At 55.7% G+C, this 14197-nt stretch carries 12 protein-coding genes; 9 read left to right on the top strand and 3 right to left on the bottom strand.

Going from position 1 to position 14197, the window contains the following annotated elements:
* Nucleotides 1-15 precede the first annotated feature (15 nt).
* Nucleotides 16-708: a LuxR C-terminal-related transcriptional regulator gene (locus tag Q3H59_RS00165; protein WP_309832477.1), complete on the bottom strand. Its 693-nt coding sequence runs from the start codon at nt 706-708 to the stop codon at nt 16-18.
* 291 nt (nt 709-999) lie between these two features.
* Between Q3H59_RS00165 and Q3H59_RS00160 the strand changes: the two genes are divergently transcribed.
* A complete protein-coding gene (locus Q3H59_RS00160) occupies nt 1000-1617 on the top strand; it encodes a trimeric intracellular cation channel family protein (RefSeq protein WP_008109765.1) in 618 nt (205 codons plus the stop codon).
* Here the strand turns inward: Q3H59_RS00160 and ligB are convergent.
* Nucleotides 1531-3300 carry an NAD-dependent DNA ligase LigB gene (gene ligB, locus Q3H59_RS00155; protein ID WP_309832475.1) on the bottom strand — a complete coding sequence of 590 codons (1770 nt, stop codon included), beginning with the start codon at nt 3298-3300 and terminating at the stop codon, nt 1531-1533. The two genes, Q3H59_RS00160 and ligB, sit on opposite strands and share 87 nt — an antisense overlap.
* Before the next feature lie 240 nt (nt 3301-3540).
* Here ligB and gmk point away from each other — a divergent pair, with 240 nt between their 5' ends.
* The 5 genes from gmk to recG are packed head-to-tail and all read left to right on the top strand — an operon-like array spanning nt 3541 to nt 9403.
* Nucleotides 3541-4164: a guanylate kinase gene (gmk, locus tag Q3H59_RS00150; RefSeq protein ID WP_008109768.1), complete on the top strand. Its 624-nt coding sequence runs from the start codon at nt 3541-3543 to the stop codon at nt 4162-4164.
* 57 nt (nt 4165-4221) lie between these two features.
* Nucleotides 4222-4497 (top strand): DNA-directed RNA polymerase subunit omega, encoded by a 276-nt coding sequence (gene rpoZ / locus Q3H59_RS00145; protein ID WP_007885265.1) that lies wholly within the window; start codon nt 4222-4224, stop codon nt 4495-4497.
* Between the two features lie 20 nt (nt 4498-4517).
* Nucleotides 4518-6629, top strand: a complete 2112-nt coding sequence (spoT, locus tag Q3H59_RS00140; protein ID WP_101760709.1) for a bifunctional GTP diphosphokinase/guanosine-3',5'-bis pyrophosphate 3'-pyrophosphohydrolase — start codon at nt 4518-4520, stop codon at nt 6627-6629.
* Nucleotides 6630-6632: 3 nt separating this feature from the next.
* Nucleotides 6633-7328, top strand: a complete 696-nt coding sequence (gene trmH, locus Q3H59_RS00135) for a tRNA (guanosine(18)-2'-O)-methyltransferase TrmH (protein WP_309832471.1) — start codon at nt 6633-6635, stop codon at nt 7326-7328.
* On the top strand, nt 7325-9403 hold the full coding sequence (gene recG / locus Q3H59_RS00130; protein WP_309832469.1) for an ATP-dependent DNA helicase RecG: 2079 nt from the start codon (nt 7325-7327) through the stop codon (nt 9401-9403). The genes trmH and recG overlap by 4 nt, the downstream gene beginning before the upstream one ends.
* On the opposite strand, the gene Q3H59_RS00125 is transcribed toward recG, so the two are convergent.
* A complete protein-coding gene (locus Q3H59_RS00125) occupies nt 9400-9885 on the bottom strand; it encodes a MarR family winged helix-turn-helix transcriptional regulator (RefSeq protein WP_192415283.1) in 486 nt (161 codons plus the stop codon). The genes recG and Q3H59_RS00125 overlap by 4 nt on opposite strands.
* Before the next feature lie 70 nt (nt 9886-9955).
* Here Q3H59_RS00125 and Q3H59_RS00120 point away from each other — a divergent pair, with 70 nt between their 5' ends.
* From Q3H59_RS00120 to Q3H59_RS00110, 3 genes are all read left to right on the top strand, one after another.
* Nucleotides 9956-10891, top strand: a complete 936-nt coding sequence (locus Q3H59_RS00120) for a zinc-binding alcohol dehydrogenase family protein (RefSeq protein WP_309832466.1) — start codon at nt 9956-9958, stop codon at nt 10889-10891.
* Nucleotides 10892-10983: 92 nt separating this feature from the next.
* Complete coding sequence (locus tag Q3H59_RS00115; RefSeq protein WP_309832464.1) at nt 10984-12369, top strand: uracil-xanthine permease family protein; 1386 nt, start codon at nt 10984-10986, stop codon at nt 12367-12369.
* 122 nt (nt 12370-12491) lie between these two features.
* Nucleotides 12492-14171, top strand: a complete 1680-nt coding sequence (locus Q3H59_RS00110; RefSeq protein ID WP_309832461.1) for an AsmA family protein — start codon at nt 12492-12494, stop codon at nt 14169-14171.
* The last annotated feature ends 26 nt before the right edge of the window (nt 14172-14197 follow it).

Raw genomic sequence — 14197 nt, 5'->3', positions numbered from 1 at the left:
CACGCTTTTTTCTTTTTAGGCTTCCAGTAACTCTTCCAGTGACTGAAAACTGAGTTCACTTAACTTGCCGTTACGCTGCAAGCGCAGCCAACTCACTATCATGCGTAACTCATCAATCACCATGTAGAGATCGGCCATATCATTCTTGCTTTTGACCTGCAGTCGCGCCAGTGCATTGAGTTTGTGTGCATTCACTGTTTTATGACTGATGCCTAAGCGAATGCCGATGTGCTCAATGCTGTAACCCCACGCCATCATCAGTAGCACCCGTAATTGCCTGTCTGGCAAAAGAATATCCGCACCTTCTACTAACTGAATCTGGGCATTGGCATTGATGCTGGTGAGAAGACGGCTGGAAAGCATCTGACGCGAGGATTTTAAGTCCAACACCGTCAGCGAAGGCAGGTAACGACTGAGCGCATGCATCAGCGGTAACAAACGCCGCGTCAGCACCACAATTTGCATCGCGGGAAACTGCTGCTGTAAGGCGTAAAGCACTTTTAAGGTGCCGGTTAGTGGCATATTTTCATGGAAGATACACACCAGCAAACGCGGTTTCATCTTTTCGCACTTCGCCATGACCGTGCTGAGAGACCATAGCTCATGCAGCTGACACGTAATAGGTAACGAGGACAAAAGACTCTCAAGCCCCAGCGCCGCCAGTTTGTCAGAGGAGAAAAAGAGGATGTCTTCGTTACGAGTTTTCATGCCTGTCCAATAGTTGCTACACGTGATGCCTGAGAGCGAAAAGCCTGCTTTAATTGCCAGTAATCACGTACGACACAAACTGGCTAGAACTTAAGAAGAGAAGATCTGCCCCTCTTCGCATCATTTATACTTATGCGAAAAGGCCAATAACTGCAGATTTATCCCGCCTGCTAAGCCTGTTAGCATGCACGCCATCAAAAAGCCTAATCCGATAACGCTTTATTTAGAAAATCTCAGTGGTCTACACTCTGAGAAATCTTTAGCCTTGCCGCCAATTTACTGGAGTGCTCTATGTTGTTAACCGTTCTCTATATTATTGGTATTACAGCCGAAGCCATGACCGGCGCGCTGGCGGCAGGACGTCGTAAAATGGACCTGTTTGGCGTGATCATCATCGCCTCGGTCACCGCCATTGGCGGCGGTTCGGTGCGTGACATTTTGCTGGGCCACTATCCGCTCAGTTGGGTTAAAAACCCGGAGTACATCATGATCGTGGCTGCGGCTGCGGTTGTGACCACCTTTGTTGCACCGCTAATGACGCACCTGCGCAAAGTGTTTCTGGTGCTGGATGCGCTGGGTTTAGTGGTGTTCTCGATTATTGGCGCCCAGGTTGCACTGGATAGCGGGCACGCCTCCATCATTGCAGCCATCGCCGCCGTGATCACTGGCGTATTCGGCGGAGTGCTGCGCGATATGTTCTGCAACCGTATTCCGCTGGTGTTCCAGAAAGAGCTGTATGCCGGTATCGCTTTCGCCTCGGGCTGGATGTATATCCTGTTGCTGAAAACGCCGCTGGCGCATGAAGCGGTGGTGATCATCACGCTACTGTTCGGCTTCTTCGCCCGCTTGCTGGCGCTGCGTTTCCGCCTCGGTTTGCCGATCTTCAACTATCCCCATCCTGAACATTGAATCAGTTGCAGGAATCTCCTGCTGCTGCAGAAAGTGAATCAACTGCTGCAGGTGCGCATCCTGCAGCATCATCACAATCCGTTGTGCTAACACGCTACCGATACCGGGCAGTTGCTGCCAGCTTTCCGCCGTTCGCGCCAGCAACTGCGACCACTGCGCATCCGGTAAAGCCTGTAACGCTGCACGCGGCAACGGCAAGCCAAGCGCACTCACCCAGCGTCGCAGCGGCTGCTCACGCGTCAGGTTAAAGCGGTGCCAGATAAGTTGCGCGCGAGCCGGCGTGATGCCATTAGCCTGCGCAATCTGATCCGGCGTCAGTGTCAGCCAGGAAAAGAGATGGCTGATAGCGCCGCTATCCAGTAGGCGCTGCCAGCTGCTGCGCTGAACACCCGCAATATCGAGTACCGACTTCTGGCTGAGCCAGCTAAGGCGAGATAAAAACTGCGCCCGGCAGTCGGCGCTAAAGTGCAGACAGGTTAAGCCGTGGAATTCGTCCTCCTGTGGCGACGCTGGATAATCGCGCTGCGCCACACGCCAAATCACGCGCTCCAGTCGCGGAATGCCTAATCCCGCCAGCGTGAGCGTCACCTCATCACCCGCGATCACATCCAGTTCCCGCCAGCGTCGCAGGGAACCAATGTTTACCCGGCGTACCGTTTTGTCCTCCAGTTGCACCGGTATCAGATTTAGCACCACGGCGATCTTGCCCGTGCGGCCCACATTGAAATCCACTGACAGCACTTCGCTGCTGACTTCTGCTGGTTGATACTTCCATGCCGCTGACCAACTGCCCTGGCCGGGCTGCCAATCGCGCCCTGCGCTGACGGGTGATTGATGAATTACCACGCCATCGGTGACAAACGGCAGCGATTCGCGGAACCAGCGATCGCGCCATACCGCGACCTCTTCTTCATTACTCACCTGACGGCTCCAGCTCTGCGCCAGCCCAAATCCCCATTGTGTAAGCTGCGCCAGACGATCGGGCATCGAATTGGGTCCATCCGGCCACGCCCAGATAAATACGCCAAGGCGCTCAAGCAGCGGGCTGGTGTCGTGGCGCATCATCGCTCCCGCCACCTGAGCGCGCGCGTTCTTGCCGCCGTCACGCGCCTGTTGATGATCGGTCATTTGCAGAAACAGCTCACCTTGCAGCACCACTTCCTCACGCAAGGTATCCAGCCGCTGCGGGATGGAGGGAATATGTGCGGATTTGGCCAGCCACTCTTCGCCACGTAAACCATCACCGCGACTGATCAATGAGGCCAACTTACCCTGTCGATATACCAAAGTAACGGCGACGCCATCGACTTTCGGCTGCAGCCACAGCGCAGATTTGTCCTGCATCCAGTACGCCACTGCCAGCTTATCGCGCAGTTTGCGCACGCCGGTATGCGCCACCGGATGATGCGTACTGCCATCGGTGGTGAGTTGTGCATCGTAGGTGGCGTGCGCCGGAGTGAAACAGCGCTGCCACTGCTGTAATCGCAGTTGCAGGCTGTCGTAATCGGCATCGGTCACCAGATTTGTGCCCTGCCGGTAATACGCGTCATCCCACTGTCGTAGCTGGGTTTGCAGCTGTGTGATTTCCTGCCCCGCGCGCACCGGCGACCAATTCGGGCAGAGCGCTTCGGCCCAGCAACCCATACTGAATAAGCAACACAATAGACTCAGGCATCCTTTCATCTTCGCTCTCCTTTTTCGCTATTGGAGCGCGCAGCGCAGGCCTTTACCAGCCATGAAGATTGCGCGCTGGATGCTGATTCCAGAGATTAAATTGCTGTTGCAGCCTGCTACATCAGCCTCTGGCGCGGCTTCACAGAAAAAAGAATTGCCTCAGCCAAGCGGCAAACGCTGCGTGACCACCCCAAGCCGTGTATACTGTGCAGGAAATCGACTCCGCTCTTTACTCAATTCAAGATAACCATGGCTCAAGGCACGCTTTATATAGTTTCCGCCCCCAGCGGCGCGGGTAAATCCAGCCTGATTCAGGCGCTGTTAAAGACACAACCGCTGTACGATACGCAGGTGTCTATTTCTCATACCACCCGTGGCGTGCGTCCCGGTGAAGCTCATGGTGAGCACTACTTTTTCGTCTCTAAGTCCGAGTTCGAGACCATGATTGCCACAGACGACTTCCTCGAACATGCGGAAGTGTTTGGCAATTATTACGGTACGTCACGCGCTGCGATTGAGCAGGTGCTGGCGACCGGCGTGGACGTCTTCCTGGATATCGACTGGCAAGGTGCGCAGCAAATTCGCCAGAAAATGCCTGCTGCACGCAGCATCTTTGTGCTGCCGCCTTCTACCGAAGAGTTGGATCGTCGCCTGCGTGGCCGCGGTCAGGACAGCGAAGAGGTGATTGCCCGTCGTATGCAACAGGCCGTGGCGGAAATGAGCCACTACGCCGAATATGACTATTTAATTGTTAATGATGATTTCGATCTGGCGCTGTCAGATCTGAAAACCATTATTCGCGCAGAACGTCTGCGTATGGGTCGCCAAAAATCGCGACATGATGCTTTAATCAGCAAACTATTGGCAGTCTGAATTCACTTTCAGTATTATGCCCAGTCATTTCTTCATCATCTGTGGAGTAGCACACCTATGGCACGCGTAACCGTTCAGGACGCAGTAGAGAAAGTTGGTAACCGTTTTGACCTGGTGTTGGTCGCTGCACGTCGTGCACGTCAGATGCAGGTAGGCGGTAAAGATGCGCTGGTTCCGGAAGAGAACGATAAGCCAACCGTTATCGCCCTGCGCGAAATCGAAGAAGGTTTGATCACTACCCAGATTCTGGATGTCCGTGATCGTCAGGAACAGCATGAGCAGGAAGCCGCTGAGTTACAAGCCGTTACCGCTATCGCTGAAGGTCGTCGTTAACAGCACTTCGCAGGTCGCCCTTGTATCTGTTTGAAAGCCTCAATCAACTGATTGAAAAATACTTGCCTGAGGAGCAAATTAAGCGCCTCAAGCAAGCTTATCTAGTCGCGCGTGATGCCCACGAGGGTCAAACACGCTCCAGCGGCGAGCCTTATATCACCCATCCTGTTGCTGTCGCCTGCATTCTGGCCGAGATGAAACTCGACCATGAAACGCTAATGGCGGCGCTGCTGCATGATGTGATCGAAGATACGCCCGCCACTTACCAGGATATGGAACAGCTGTTTGGTAAAAGCGTTGCCGAACTAGTAGAAGGTGTATCCAAGCTCGATAAGCTGAAGTTCCGCGACAAGAAAGAAGCGCAGGCTGAAAACTTCCGCAAAATGATCATGGCGATGGTGCAGGATATCCGCGTCATCTTGATCAAACTGGCTGACCGCACGCACAACATGCGCACGCTCGGCGCGTTACGTCCGGATAAAAAACGCCGTATCGCGCTGGAAACGCTGGAGATTTACAGTCCTCTGGCGCACCGCCTTGGTATTCATCACCTGAAAACAGAACTGGAAGAGCTCGGCTTTGAAGCGCTCTACCCGAACCGTTTCCGCGTGATTAAAGAGGTGGTGAAAGCGGCGCGCGGTAACCGTAAAGAGATGATTCAGAAGATCCTTGCTGAAATCGACGGTCGCTTACAGGAAGCAGGTATTCCCTGCCGCGTAAGTGGACGCGAAAAACATCTTTACTCGATCTACCGCAAAATGCACCTGAAAGAGCAGCGTTTTCACTCGATCATGGATATCTATGCCTTCCGCGTCATCGTGAAAGATCTGGATACCTGTTATCGCGTGCTCGGACAGATGCATAGCTTGTACAAACCGCGTCCCGGACGCGTAAAAGATTACATCGCCATTCCCAAGGCCAACGGCTATCAATCGCTGCATACTTCAATGATCGGCCCACACGGCGTACCGGTTGAAGTGCAGATCCGTACTGAAGATATGGATCAGATGGCAGAAATGGGTGTGGCAGCACACTGGGCGTATAAAGAGAGCGGCGAAGTCAGCGGTACTACCGCGCAGATTCGTGCTCAGCGCTGGTTACAAAGCCTGCTGGAGCTGCAACAAAGCGCCGGTAGCTCATTTGAATTTATCGAAAGCGTGAAATCCGATCTCTTCCCGGATGAGATCTACGTGTTCACGCCGGAAGGCCGCATCGTCGAATTGCCGGCTGGCGCCACGCCGGTCGATTTCGCCTATGCGGTGCATACCGATATCGGTCATGCCTGCGTCGGCGCACGCGTCGATCGCCAGCCTTACCCGCTGTCACAATCGCTGACCAGCGGTCAAACCATTGAAATCATCACCGCGCCGGGCGCTCGTCCGAACGCTGCCTGGCTCAATTTCGTCGTCAGCTCGAAAGCGCGCGCCAAAATCCGTCAGCTGCTGAAAAACCTCAAACGTGAAGACTCCGTCAACCTGGGTCGTCGTCTGTTGAGCCACGCGCTCGGCGGCAGCAAGAAGCTGGCAGAGATTCCGGTTGAGAACATTCAGCACGAACTTGAGCGCATGAAGCTGACCGCCATCGATGATTTGCTGGCAGAAATCGGCCTGGGCAACGCCATGAGCGTGGTGGTGGCAAAGAACTTGCTGCAGTCAGGCAGTGAAGAGCCGCAGAGCAACAGCAAACGCAAAAAGCTGCCGATCAAAGGCGCGGATGGCGTGCTGATTACCTTTGCCAAATGCTGCCGTCCAATTCCTGGTGACCCGATTGTGGCGCACGTTAGTCCCGGCAAAGGTTTGGTGGTGCATCACGAATCCTGCCGTAACATCCGTGGCTACCAAAAAGAGCCTGAAAAGTTCATGCCGGTTGAGTGGGATAAAGTGACCGACCAGGAATTTGTCGCAGAGATTAAAGTCGACATGTTCAATCATCAGGGCGCACTGGCGAATCTGACCGCTGCAATCAACACTGCCAGTTCCAATATTCAGAGCCTGAATACCGAAGAGCGTGATGGTCGCGTGTATAGCGCCTTTATCCGCCTCACCGCGAACGATCGCGTCCATCTGGCGAATATTATGCGCAAAATTCGCGTAATGCCGGACGTGATCAAAGTTCACCGCAACCGTAACTAGCCCATGAACGCTCAACGTTTTGCCCGAATTCAGGAGATGCTGGCCCTGCGCCAGCACGATCTCACCGTCTGCATGGAACAGGTGCATAAACCGCATAACGTCTCGGCAGTGATCCGTACCGCCGATGCGGTGGGCATTCATGAAGTGCACGCCGTCTGGCCAAGCGTGCGTATGCGCACCATGGTTTCCGCTTCGGCCGGCAGCAACAGTTGGGTGAAGGTTAAAACGCATCAGCATATTGCAGATGCAGTGCGTCATCTGAAGAATGAAGGCATGCAGGTGCTGGCGACCAATCTGTCCGCCAAAGCGGTAGATTTTCGCGACATCGATTACACCAAACCGACCTGCATTCTGATGGGTCAGGAAAAAACAGGTATTACCGCTGAAGCGCTGGCGCTGGCCGATCAGGACATCGTTGTGCCGATGGTGGGCATGGTGCAGTCGCTCAATGTCTCGGTGGCTTCCGCGCTGATTTTGTATGAAGCGCAACGTCAGCGACAGAATGCCGGTATGTATCAGCGCACCTACAGCCTGCTGGATGAAGATGAGCAGCAGCGTTTGCTATTCGAAGGCGGTTATCCGGTGCTGGCACGCGTCGCCAAGCAGAAAGGCCTGCCGTATCCGCACATCAATGGTCAGGGCGAAGTAGAAGCCGACGCCGAGTGGTGGGCCACCATGCAATCTACAGGTAGAAAATGAAAGGCCGTCTGCTGGATGCCATCCCGCTCAGTACCCTGACCGGCGTCGGCGCCAGTCAGGCGGGCAAGCTGGCCAAACTTGGCCTGTTCACCATTCAGGATCTACTGCTGCATCTGCCACTGCGTTACGAAGATCGCACCCAACTGTATAAAATCAATGACCTGCTGCCCGGCGTTTATGCCACGGTGGAAGGTGAAGTGCTGAGCAGCGAAATCACTTTCGGTCGCCGCCGCATGTTGGTGTGCCAGATCAGCGATGGCAGCGGCATGCTGACCATGCGCTTCTTTAATTTCAATGCCGGGATGAAAAACAGCCTGGCGCCGGGCCGTCGCGTTACCGCCTACGGCGAGATTAAGCGCGGTCAGCGCGGTGCTGAAATCATTCATCCCGAGTATCGCGTACAGGGCGAACAAGGCGGCGTTGAGCTGCAGGAAACCCTGACGCCGGTTTATCCCACTACCGAAGGCATTCGCCAGGCGACACTGCGCAATCTCACCGATCAGGCGTTGACGTTGCTGGAGAGCTGCCCAATTGCCGAGCTGCTACCATCGGAGCTGAGCGGCGGGCTGATTAGCCTGCCGGATGCACTACGCACGCTGCATCGTCCACCGCCGGATCTGCGTTTAAGTGAGCTGGATACTGGCCGCCATCCAGCACAGAAACGCTTAATTCTGGAAGAGCTACTGGCGCATAACCTCAGCATGCTAGCCGTACGCGCCGGTGCGCAGCGCCATCATGCATTGCCGATGACGGCGCGCCACGAGCTGGTTGATCAGCTACTGGCGGCGCTGCCCTTCTCGCCAACCGGTGCGCAACAGCGTGTGGTGGCAGAAATTGAAAAGGATTTGGCCAACGATTTTCCGATGATGCGTTTGGTGCAGGGCGATGTCGGCTCCGGTAAAACGCTGGTGGCCGCACTGGCGGCACTGAACGTCATCGCACACGGCAAACAGGTAGCGCTGATGGCACCGACCGAGCTGCTGGCCGAGCAGCATGCCAACAACTTCCGCCAGTGGTTTGCTCCGCTGGGAATTGAAGTGGGCTGGCTGGCGGGCAAGCAGAAAGGCAAAGCGCGTGAAGCGCAGCAGGAAGCCATTGCCAGCGGTCAGGTCGCGATGGTGGTCGGCACCCACGCGCTGTTCCAGGAACAGGTGAAATTCAACGGCATGGCGCTGGTGATCATTGATGAGCAGCATCGCTTTGGCGTGCACCAGCGCTTAGCGCTGTGGGAAAAAGGCGAGGAGCAAGGTTTCCATCCGCATCAGCTGATCATGACCGCTACGCCGATTCCGCGCACGCTGGCGATGACGGCTTACGCCGATCTCGATACCTCCACCATCGACGAACTACCGCCAGGTCGTACGCCGGTGACCACGGTGGCGATTCCCGATAGCCGCCGCAGTGAGATCATCACGCGCGTGCAAAGCGCCTGTCACGAAGGACGTCAGGCTTATTGGGTATGTACGCTGATTGAAGAGTCGGAAGTGCTGGAAGCGCAGGCGGCAGAAGCAACCTGGGAAGAGCTGAAAGTGGCGCTGCCCGATTTGCAGGTTGGCTTGGTACACGGCCGCATGAAGCCTGCCGAAAAGCAGGCGGTGATGGCGGCGTTTAAGGCCAATGAAATCCAGCTGCTGATCGCCACCACGGTGATCGAAGTGGGCGTGGATGTGCCGAATGCCAGCCTGATGATTATCGAAAACCCGGAACGTCTCGGTTTGGCTCAGTTACATCAGCTGCGCGGCCGCGTGGGCCGTGGTGCTGTCGCCTCACACTGCGTGTTGCTTTACAAAGCGCCGCTCAGCAAAACCGCGCAGAAGCGGTTGCAGGTGCTGCGCGATAGCAACGACGGCTTCGTGATTGCCCAGCACGATCTGGAGATTCGCGGTCCGGGTGAAATGCTCGGCACACGTCAAACCGGCAACGCCGAGTTTAAAGTAGCGGATTTGCTGCGCGATCAGGGCATGATTCCCGAAGTTCAGCGCGTGGCGCGTCATATCCACCAGCACTATCCAGAGCAGGCGCAGGCACTGATTGAGCGCTGGCTGCCGGAAACCGAGCGCTACAGTAACGCTTAATCCGCCGTCTTGCTTTTATCGATGGCAATAAAATCCCCGACAAATTTCTGCAGCAGACGCGCCAGCTCGGCGCGCTCTTCATCCGGCCAGCTGGCAAACAGGTTCTGATAAATTTGCGCGCGCGCCGCATCGATTTTGTCAGTCATCGCTTTACCTGCCGCAGTGATCACCGCTTCATTCACCCGTTTGTCTTTGGCATTTTTCTGGCGCTGCGCCAGCCCTAACTCCTCCAGCTTCGCCACCTGACGACTGACGGTGGTGTAATCGCGTCCGGCCCGCTCCGCCAGCTCCACCACGCCAATTGGCCCGAAGCGACCGATTTGAATCAGTAGCGGAAACAGCGCACGATCGAGCTGAATATTTGACTCTTTTATCAATAATTCATCACGTTGTGGACGATTGAAAGTTCCTACAATCATCAGCAGCGCGTTGTGCAGATCATCAAATGCAGCACCATTATGTGTATTTTGCACACTTTTCATTGACGTTATCCTGAGGTAAGCCTAATGTGTGCATATTACACATAGTTTCCGCTTAACTGAAGGTGAAAGCATGAAAGCAGCGATAGTTTCCGCGGCAGGTGAACTGCCCGTTTACGGTGATTTTCCTGAACCGCAGGCTGATGAAAGCCATGTGGTGGTAACAGTGAAAGCCGCCGCCGTTAGCCAGCTGGCAAAAGCACGCGCCGCCGGAACGCATTACAGCGCGGCCGCGCACTATCCCTTTATTACCGGCATCGATGGTACCGGCACGCTGAGTAATGGCGATCCGGTTTACTTCCTTGCCTTTAATGCACCTTGGGGCAGCATGGCGGAGAGAACCTTAGTGCCCGCCGACAGCATCGTTTCGTTGCCGCCGAAATTGGATCCGGTGCTGGCCGCTGCGCTGGCGAATCCGGGCATGTCATCCTGGGCGGCATTAACCCGACGCGCCCAGCTGCGCACCGGTGAAACCGTATTGATCAATGGCGCAACCGGCACGTCGGGCGGTTTAGCGGTGCGTATCGCACAGCATCTGGGTGCAGGCAAAATTATCGCCACCGGTCGTAATCGCGCCGCGCTGGATCAACTGCGCGCGCAGGGCGCCGACCTCACTTTCACGCTGGATGAATTGCCGGACGCGTTACCGGCGTTGATGAAAGAAGGTGTTGATGTGGTACTCGATTATCTGTGGGGCCAGAGCGCACTCGATATCATGCACGCCGCCGTAGCGGGCGGAGAGAAAACGGTACGCTTTGTGCAAATCGGTTCCTTAAGCGGACAGGAAATTACCCTGCACAGCAAACTGCTGCGCTCGTCCGGGCTGACATTAATGGGCAGCGGCCTCGGCAGCGTGTCGGATAAAGAGTTGATCGCCTGCATCGGCGAAATGCTGACGGCCGCCGCCGAGAGCGATTTTTCGATCGCCTTCCAAATGCGCCCGCTGAGCGACGTCGCGCTGGCGTGGCAGGAAGATGACAGCCGTTGCCGTACGGTGTTTACGCTTTAGATCAACGGAAGTAAAAAGGGGCATTGCAAACGATTGCTTTCACAACGCAACCGTTTAAAATCGCCCCTTTGTTGTAATTGAGAACGTCCACCATGTCCGTCAACACCGCTGAAACTCGCCAGCCTGCCAGCGCTGCAAGCCCGAAAAGTGAACTGATTTACCGCCTCGAAGACCGTCCACCGTTACCGCAAACCTTGTTTGCTGCCTGTCAGCATTTGCTGGCGATGTTTGTCGCGGTGATTACGCCAGCGCTGCTGATTTGCCAGGCGCTGGGTTTACCGGCACAGGATACGCAACACATCATCAGCATGTCGCTGTTTGCCTCGGGCGTGGCATCCATTCTGCAAATCAAAACCTGGGGACCGGTGGGCTCTGGCCTGTTGTCGATTCAGGGCACCAGCTTTAACTTCGTGACGCCGCTGATCATGGGCGGCATGGCGCTGAAAAATGGTGGCGTTGATGTGCCGACCATGATGGCGGCGCTGTTTGGCACGCTGATGGTGGCGTCTTGTACCGAAATGGTGCTGTCACGCGTGTTGCACCTGGCGCGCCGCATCATTACGCCGCTGGTTTCCGGCATTGTGGTGATGATTATTGGCCTGTCGCTGATTCAGGTCGGTTTGACCTCCATCGGCGGCGGCTTTGCGGCGATGAGCGATCACACGTTTGGCGCTCCGAAAAACTTGTTGCTGGCAGCTTCGGTCTTGGTGGTGATTATCCTGCTTAATCGTCAGCGTAATGCTTATCTGCGCGTGGCTTCGCTGGTGATCGCGATGGCGGTAGGTTATGCGCTGGCCTGGGCGCTGGATATGCTGCCCACCACCAGCACGCCAGCCGATCAGCCGCTGATTGCCGTGCCATCGCCGCTCTACTACGGCCTGGGCTTTGACTGGAATCTGCTGATCCCGCTGATGTTGGTGTTTATGGTGACCTCGCTGGAAACCATCGGCGACATCACCGCGACTTCTGATGTTTCCGAGCAGCCGGTAAGTGGCCCGCTGTATATGAAGCGTCTGAAAGGCGGCGTGTTGGCCAACGGTCTTAACTCCTTTGTCTCAGCGCTGTTCAACACCTTCCCGAATTCCTGTTTTGGCCAGAACAACGGCGTGATTCAGCTTACCGGTGTTGCCAGCCGCTATGTGGGCTTTGTCGTGGCGCTGATGCTGATCGTGCTTGGCCTGTTCCCAGCCGTGAGTGGTTTTGTGCAGCATATTCCAGAACCGGTGCTGGGCGGTGCCACCATTGTGATGTTTGGTACCATCGCCGCATCTGGCGTGCGCATCGTTTCGCGTGAACCGCTGAATCGTCGTGCCATCATGATTATCGCGCTGTCGCTGGCGGTAGGTTTGGGCGTTTCTCAGCAGCCGCTGATTCTGCAATTTGCCCCGGACTGGCTGAAAACCCTGCTTTCATCTGGCATTGCGGCCGGTGGTATTACCGCCATCGTGCTGAACCTGATCTTCCCGCAAGAAAAGTAATCCTGCAGGCAGGCTTCGGCCTGCCTGATATTTATCCGCATTTACATCCAGGCTGTTGAGCTGTAACGGTAATTCAGGCATAACAACCACTCACCGGATAAATATCGGGATGGATGAGTGCGATGAAATTTTTAGGCAAGTTTTTCCTTACCTTACTGCTGCTAATTCTGCTGGCGCTGGTAGTGCTGTATGTGTTGCTACAAACACAATGGGGCGCAGGTTGGTTTAGCCGCTGGGTAAGCGATAAAACCGCCTGGCATCTCTCTCTCAGCAAGATTGAGCACGACTTCTCCTCCCCTTCGCATATCATTCTCGATGACTTCAGCTTTGGTCATGATGGTCAACCCGCCGTGTTAGTGGCGAAACGCGTTGATCTTGGCCTTGCGCTGGTTCAGTTCAGCGATCCACTGCACTTCAACAGCATCGAAGTGCGCGACGGTGAAATCAATCTCGCCAATCAAGCGCCCGATACCACGCTGCCGATTCAGGCCAATCGCCTGCAGCTGAATAATGTGCGTATTGAGAATCCGCACAGCGCATTGCCGATGACCGCTCAGCGCGTGAACGGCGGTCTTCTGCCGTGGAAACCGCTGCCTAACGACGTGCTGGGCAGCGATGCGCAGTTCCAGATTAGCGCTGGCACCCTGACGCTGGATGGCGTACCGGGTAACAACGTGCTGCTGCAGGGCAGTATCAAGCAACGTCGTCTGGTGCTGAGCAATATCGGCGCCGATCTGGCGCGCGGTTCGATGACCGGCAACGCCGAGCGCGATGCGCTGGGTAACTGGAAGATCGACCAACTGCGCCTCAACGATATCCGCATGCAAACCCATCAAAGCCTGAGCGACTTCCTCAATCCGCTGCGCGCTGTGCCTTCTGTGAGCATCAACCGTCTGGATATGACCGATGCACGCCTGCAAGGACCTGACTGGGCGGTGACCGATCTCGATTTAACCCTGAAAAATGTCACCCTGCGCGGCGATGATTGGGAAAGCGATGGCGGTTCTCTCTCCATGAATGCCGGGAATTTTATTAACGGTGGCTTTGAGCTCAACGATCCTATCGTCAATGCCGATCTCTCGGCGCAGGGCATCGCGCTGACGCAGTTCAGTTCGCGCTGGGTGAATGGCGTGGTGCGCGCCAGTGGCAACTGGACGCGCAGCGACAAACGTCTGACGCTGGATGAACTGGCGATCGCCGGGCTGGAATATACTTTGCCGCAAAACTGGCGTGAACGCTGGCAGCAAACCTTACCGGACTGGCTGGATAGCGTGCTAATAACCCGCGCTACTGCCAACCGTAACCTGATTATTGATATCAATCCGGCGTTCCCGTTCCAGATGACGTCGCTGGATGGCAGCGCGAATAATCTGTTACTGGCGCGTCAACATCAGTGGGGAATCTGGTCCGGTAAAGCCAGCTTCAACGCGGCCGAAGCCACCTTCAATCGCACCGATCTGCGTCATCCGTCCATTGCGCTGAATGCCAACGATCAACAGATTCAGGTAACAGAATTGAGCGCCTTTAACGGCAGCGGTTTACTGGAAGGATCAGCAACGGTTGGGCAGGACGCGCAACGTCCGTTGACGCTGAATCTGAAAGGCCAGGCTGTGCCGGCAAACGTGCTGGGCAATTGGGGTTGGCCAACGCTGCAGTTGAGCGGTAACAGTAATTTACAGCTGCAGCTGAAAGGTTCGCTGAACGCCAGCGCGCCGCTGCGCCCCAGCGTGGATGGCACGTTGTCGGTAACCACCGATGCCCAAGCTGTACAGCAAACGATGCGGGGCGGGCAAGTGCAATAATTCTGTAGCGGCGCGATTCATTGCGC

Origin of the sequence: Pantoea sp. SORGH_AS_0659, from assembly GCF_031453915.1 — a bacterium.
In the GTDB taxonomy this organism is placed as follows: domain Bacteria; phylum Pseudomonadota; class Gammaproteobacteria; order Enterobacterales; family Enterobacteriaceae; genus Pantoea; species Pantoea leporis.
The sequence above is the reverse complement of the archived record's forward strand: the minus strand, read 5'-3'. Positions and strand labels throughout refer to the sequence as shown.